The sequence below is a fragment of the Undibacterium sp. Di27W genome, from assembly GCF_049340345.1.
Taxonomy (GTDB): Bacteria; Pseudomonadota; Gammaproteobacteria; order Burkholderiales; family Burkholderiaceae_D; genus Undibacterium.
Map to the genome: position 1 here is coordinate 1 of NZ_JBMPOS010000151.1, position 305 is coordinate 305.

A 305-nucleotide genomic window follows, 5' to 3' on the forward strand; every position below is an offset into this window, starting at 1 on the left:
TTACCCCAATCAGCTGCATCAATTGCAGGCCACTACGGATCGGAGCCAAAGGATTGCGGAGTTCGTGCGCCAATGTTGCAAGAAACTCGTCCTTTTTGCGATCTGCATCTCGTAATTTGCTTTCGGCATTTTTGTATTCCGTTACATCAATGCACGAGCCGACATAACCGTCGAACTTGCCTGCCGACGTGAAGCGCGGTACACCATTATCAATCAACCAGCGGAACTCCCCGTCATATTGACGCAGACGGTACTCTATTGTGAAAGGTTTTCGGGCGTTGAGTGCTGCATTGTAGCTTTGGAGG

1 protein-coding gene is annotated in these 305 nt (G+C 49.8%); it reads right to left on the reverse strand.

The window, feature by feature from the left end; translation table 11 throughout:
• Positions 1 to 305: PAS domain-containing protein (locus tag ACO0LF_RS31700; protein ID WP_423021421.1), on the reverse strand; the 305-nt coding region annotated here is incomplete at both ends.